This window comes from uncultured Anaerobiospirillum sp. (assembly GCF_902485895.1).
In the GTDB taxonomy this organism is placed as follows: Bacteria; Pseudomonadota; Gammaproteobacteria; order Enterobacterales; family Succinivibrionaceae; genus Anaerobiospirillum; species Anaerobiospirillum succiniciproducens.
The window spans coordinates 1-4720 of sequence record NZ_CABTML010000099.1; the positions used below are offsets into that span (position 1 = coordinate 1).

Consider the following 4720-nt stretch of genomic DNA (forward strand, 5'->3'; position numbering starts at 1 on the left):
ACTTGGGCGGAAAAACTATCGAGGTCGAAGGCAATGTTAACACGGGTATTTACAGTGCTGATATAGATATATTCTAGGGGTACAATAAGCCACTCTCAATTTAATACAGTGGCAAGAATCGGAACAGTACCTCCTGACATCACTGCAGACCAATCAGGGCATGCCTGAGCTCTGACTTGCTTAGTATTCGTGCTAGAGAAGGTGCGGCCGTGATTTTAACTTTGCTAAGCGCTAAGAGCTCACAGCGTATCTAAAGTGAGCTTACTTAGCTGTTAATCACAGCTACAGCCTTAATAACCACCTCTACCCATAGCCTCAGCAATACTGTAGATGAGGCCTTAAAAGCAACTAAGGATATACCTATGTTTGAAAAGTTCTTTGAACATTATGAAAGCGAGGAACATGAGGTCATTGTAATTATAGGTAATTCTGGAGGATACCCTACAAAGAACGCGGACACTAATATCTACGAAATCTCCATCCAAACAATGGCTATGTTGTTTTGTGATAGTGGTGAGTTAGTAACCAAGAAAATGTGGTTAGACATGCCTGTAGCTGAGGAAGATTGCAATAACGACGCGTTAATCGAACGCTTTGAGCCAGAAAAATTATTTAGGCTCAAGGTACGCAAGATGAAAAAGGAGTGTCAAGATCTAAGCTCTACCCCCGAATGGTGTATTTCTCAAGTGATCAATGAGAATGAAGAGTGCCCTTTGTTATCTAATTTGCTCGATGAGTACTATAAGGATGATGTTATTGACGATGAGGTGCTAGGCGAACTAAAGTTCAACCGGTTTGGTGGCGTATTAGCGAGCGACCTTAACTGGTGCAACATGCTTATTGATTTCTCGCTACGTGTGGATGCATTAGATAGAAAGTCCTGGCCACAAGCTATCAGCCTTGCCAAAACCATGGTTGCTGATTGTAAATCATGGGATAAGAAGATGCGCAAGTATGCAGCATCTATGTTTACCGAGGATGGAAACAAATTTTTAGAAGATATGTTTCACTATGAATATGGTGATGAGTATGATGAATACGGAAACCATGTATCAGGCGAAACACCTCAAAGAGTAACCGAAAGACAATTTGCCTCTGCACTTTATATTTGTCTTCTAGAAATAAATGCAGACGGTTACTTCTATGCAATATTAAAAAGTCGCAAGTACTTGGGCGGAAAAACTATCGAGGTCGAAGGCAATGTTAACACGGGTATTTACAGTGCTGATATAGATATATTCTAGGGATACAATCAACGTCCTCTCAGTTTAATATATTGGCAAGAACAATACCTCCTGACATCACATAAGACCAATCAGGGCATGCCTTAGCCGTGACTAGCTTAGTATTCGTGCTATACAATGAGTGTCAGTGATGTTAACTTCACTAAACATAAAAAGCTCACGCTCTTAGCTAAGGTGAGCATACTAAGCTGTCCATCACCACCACAGCCTAAAAGCAATCATTTCACAAAGCCCACAAAACGCAGCAACAATGCCGCTTTAAAAGGATATACCTATGTTTGAAGAGTTCTTTAAGCAGTATGAAAGCGAGGAACATGAGGTCATTGTACTTATAGATGAGTGTATAAGTACCCCTAAAATGGTAGCAGACAATATCTGCATCAGCCACTTCAGGTCTTTAGCTGCAGTGTTTTGTGATAGCGGTGACTTAGTTACCGAGCAGATGTGCTTAGACTTGCCTTTATCTGAGGAAGATTGCAAGAACGACACGCAATGCCAGCGCTTTGTGCCAGGGCAAATATGCAAGCTAAAGATACGCAAGATGAAAAAGGAGTTTCAAAATACACTCCCTTTCCTCCCATGGTGTATTTCTCAAATAATCAATGAGCATGAAGAATGCCCTGTGCTATCTAATTTGCTTGAAGAGTCCCTTGAGGATGTTGTGATTAACGATGAGATGCTTGGAGAGCTGGAGTACGACAAGTATGCTGAGGAATTTACAGGCGGTATACCCTGGTGCGACGATATCATTAATTTTGCGATGCAAGTGAATGTATTAGATAAGGAGTCCTGGGCTCAAGCCATAAGTGTGGCTAAAACCATGGTTAGCGACTGTGAATCATGGGACAAGAACATACGCAAGTATGCAGCAAACTTATTTACTGAGCATGCTAACGACTTTTTGCTAGACGTATTTCATCATTATTATGGGGACTCGTATGATGCAAACGGAAATCATGAAACAGGCAATAAACCTAAAAAACTAACTAAGAGACAATTTGCCTCTGCTCTAGATTTTTATTATTTGAACATAGATGCACAAGGCAACTTCTACGTATCCTTTAGATGTCTCAAGTACTTAGGCCGAGAAACTATCGCGGTTGAAGGCAATGTACATAAGGGCATAGAGACCGCTTACATAGAGTAAATGAAGAACTACCATAAGCGCACACTCAAAGTAATGCACTGCAAACTACAGTGCACCTTAGCCATGATTCGCTAAGTTATTTATGCAAAGAAGAGTGGCGGTGATCTTATATTGCTTGACCGAAGAGAGCTCACAGAACCCTCTATAATTAGCTAAACACATAGGACAACTTGCTAAGCGCAACAATGCCTTAAATTGGCCAATCTGAGCTAGGCGCAGTGACGCGTATCTAAGGCCTTATGAAGGATATATTTATGTTTGAAGATTTCTACAAAAAGTATGAAAGTGAAGAGCGCGAGATTATTGCTCTAATCAACGAAGCTGACAGAACGTACGATTATGATGACGGTTTAAACATCTGTTACATCTGGACAATGGGTGCGGTTTTTTGTGACAGCGGTGAGTTAGTTATTGAGAAAATGCGCATCGATTTGCCACTGACTGAAGCTGATTACAATAACGAAGCTATCTTCAATCGTCTTAAGCATGGGCAAATCTGCAAGCTCAAAATACGCCAAATGAAAGCCGAGCATCAAAAACGCCTCCCTTTTCTACCATGGTGTCTTGTTGATGTAGTAAAGGATCATGATGAGCATCCTCAGTTATCTGCACTTCTTGAAGAGTACTCACAAGATGTCGTTATTCACGATGATGTACTAGGCACACTTGTGCTTAACAAGCGATCTCATATGTTTGAGCTTGAAGAGATAAAATGGTGCAAGGAGACTATTAGGCTGATCTTGCACGCTGATCCATATGACAAGACGACATGGGCTAAGGTAATTGATTTTGCCAGAACCATGGTTATAAATAAAGAATCATGGGACAAGCAAATACGTGAATATGGTGCGGATTCATTCACTAGAGAGGTGAACGATAGACTACAAGGTGACTGGGAGTTTGAGCAAGATGAGCTAAGAGATGATGTTGTTTATCTTGAGCATCTTTTTTTACCACCAAGAACTGAACCTATTGAACCAAGACCTCAGCCTGAAATAGTAACAACTGAGCAATATATCGCCGAGTCTACCGTGATTGAGATTGGTATATATTCAGATGGTAGATTTGAGGCTACTTATGTTTGTCCTGAGTACATAGAAGACGCAATTGTTATAGTCGAGGGCACTGTGCAAGACGGTATCACCACAGCTGATTTTGACGGTTTCTACTAACAGCTGCTAATGGACACACAATAACATTCAAAATAAGTGCTAGATTAATAGCAAAGGCCTTCTAGCAGCCATGCACATGCATGCCACCAAGCTCAACGAGAATGTACGGCTAATCATCGCCCTAGCTTAGAAACAGCGTCCGCAGCAAGTTAACAGGCCTTGCCTATAATGAGAAAACCCCGCAATAGCGGGGTTTTCCATATGAGCTAAGGCTCAATACTAAGCAAGAAAGCTTTTAGCCAAGTAAGCTTAAGCCCAGCTGAGGACGGGTATTAGCCTGCATCAGCATAGAGGCTGCAGCCTGCTGAATGATTGACTGCTGTGATAAGTTGGCAGATTCTTCAGCAAAATCAGCATCACGAATACGTGAGCGGGCGTCGGCTTCATTAGCAGCAACGTTAGACTGATTACGGATGCTTGATTCTAAACGGTTCTGGATCGCGCCAAGGTCGGCACGGGCACTATCGACCTGTGCAATCATTTTATCCATGTATCCGATTACTTCTTGGGTGTCCTTACTTGAAGTAAATGATACTGTAATTTTGCCGTTCGCGATGATAAAAGACTTATCAGCTGCTGCTGCATTTGCCATTTTATCATTAAGACCAGCGGCAGATGCAATCATGGAAAACATGTAGCTCTTAACTTGGAATTCGATGGTATCGCCCTTGTTCGAGCCAACTTGCAAAGTTAACTTACCAGCAGAATTTGCTTTTTTTGCAGCATTTGTAAATTCATAAATACCAGCGGCACTTTGGTATCCTTTTAAAATTTTCTTGCCGCCGTATGTAGTCTGATCTGCAATACGTGATATTTCATTAGCTAATGCAGAAGCTTCTTTTGAGAGAGCTGCACGGTCTTCTGCAGTATTGGTTCCGTTGGAGGCTTGGACTGCTAAGGTACGGATCTTCTGGAGCATACCAGACATTTCATCCATGCCTGACTCGATGGTCTGGGCAAGGGCTATACCGTCAGAAGCGTTACGATTTCCCTGATTTAATCCATTTATTTGGGATGTTAAGCGATCAGCGATCTGAAGGCCTGCTGCATCGTCCTTGGCGCTATTTATACGCATTTGATCTAGTAAACTATTCTTTGCATATTAAATACGCGATAAACACGTTGCAAAGGATAGAAATATGGCAACAAAAATTAAA

4 protein-coding genes are annotated in these 4720 nt (G+C 41.7%); 3 read left to right on the top strand and 1 reads right to left on the bottom strand.

Annotation, left to right across the window (positions count from 1 at the left end; translation table 11 throughout):
* The first annotated feature begins 362 nt into the window (after window positions 1-362).
* From RDO37_RS07965 to RDO37_RS07975, 3 genes are all read left to right on the top strand, one after another.
* Window positions 363-1244 carry a DUF2262 domain-containing protein gene (locus RDO37_RS07965; protein ID WP_308498699.1) on the top strand — a complete coding sequence of 294 codons (882 nt, stop codon included), beginning with the start codon at window positions 363-365 and terminating at the stop codon, window positions 1242-1244.
* Window positions 1245-1518: 274 nt separating this feature from the next.
* Window positions 1519-2391, top strand: coding sequence for a DUF2262 domain-containing protein (locus RDO37_RS07970; RefSeq protein ID WP_308498700.1), 873 nt, complete (start codon window positions 1519-1521; stop codon window positions 2389-2391).
* Window positions 2392-2645: 254 nt separating this feature from the next.
* Window positions 2646-3563, top strand: coding sequence for a DUF2262 domain-containing protein (locus RDO37_RS07975; protein WP_308498701.1), 918 nt, complete (start codon window positions 2646-2648; stop codon window positions 3561-3563).
* Between the two features lie 235 nt (window positions 3564-3798).
* Here the strand turns inward: RDO37_RS07975 and RDO37_RS07980 are convergent, their stop codons facing one another.
* On the bottom strand, window positions 3799-4638 hold the full coding sequence (locus RDO37_RS07980) for a flagellin (protein ID WP_308498702.1): 840 nt from the start codon (window positions 4636-4638) through the stop codon (window positions 3799-3801).
* Window positions 4639-4720: the final 82 nt, after the last annotated feature.

What these genes read in the sequence shown, in the direction of transcription:
- RDO37_RS07965 (WP_308498699.1), top strand. Translation starts at nt 363, where the DNA reads ATGTTTGAAAAGTTCTTTGAACATTATGAAAGCGAGGAACATGAGGTC.
- RDO37_RS07970 (WP_308498700.1), top strand. Translation starts at nt 1,519, where the DNA reads ATGTTTGAAGAGTTCTTTAAGCAGTATGAAAGCGAGGAACATGAGGTC.
- RDO37_RS07975 (WP_308498701.1), top strand. Translation starts at nt 2,646, where the DNA reads ATGTTTGAAGATTTCTACAAAAAGTATGAAAGTGAAGAGCGCGAGATT.
- RDO37_RS07980 (WP_308498702.1), bottom strand. Translation starts at nt 4,638, where the DNA reads ATGCGTATAAATAGCGCCAAGGACGATGCAGCAGGCCTTCAGATCGCT.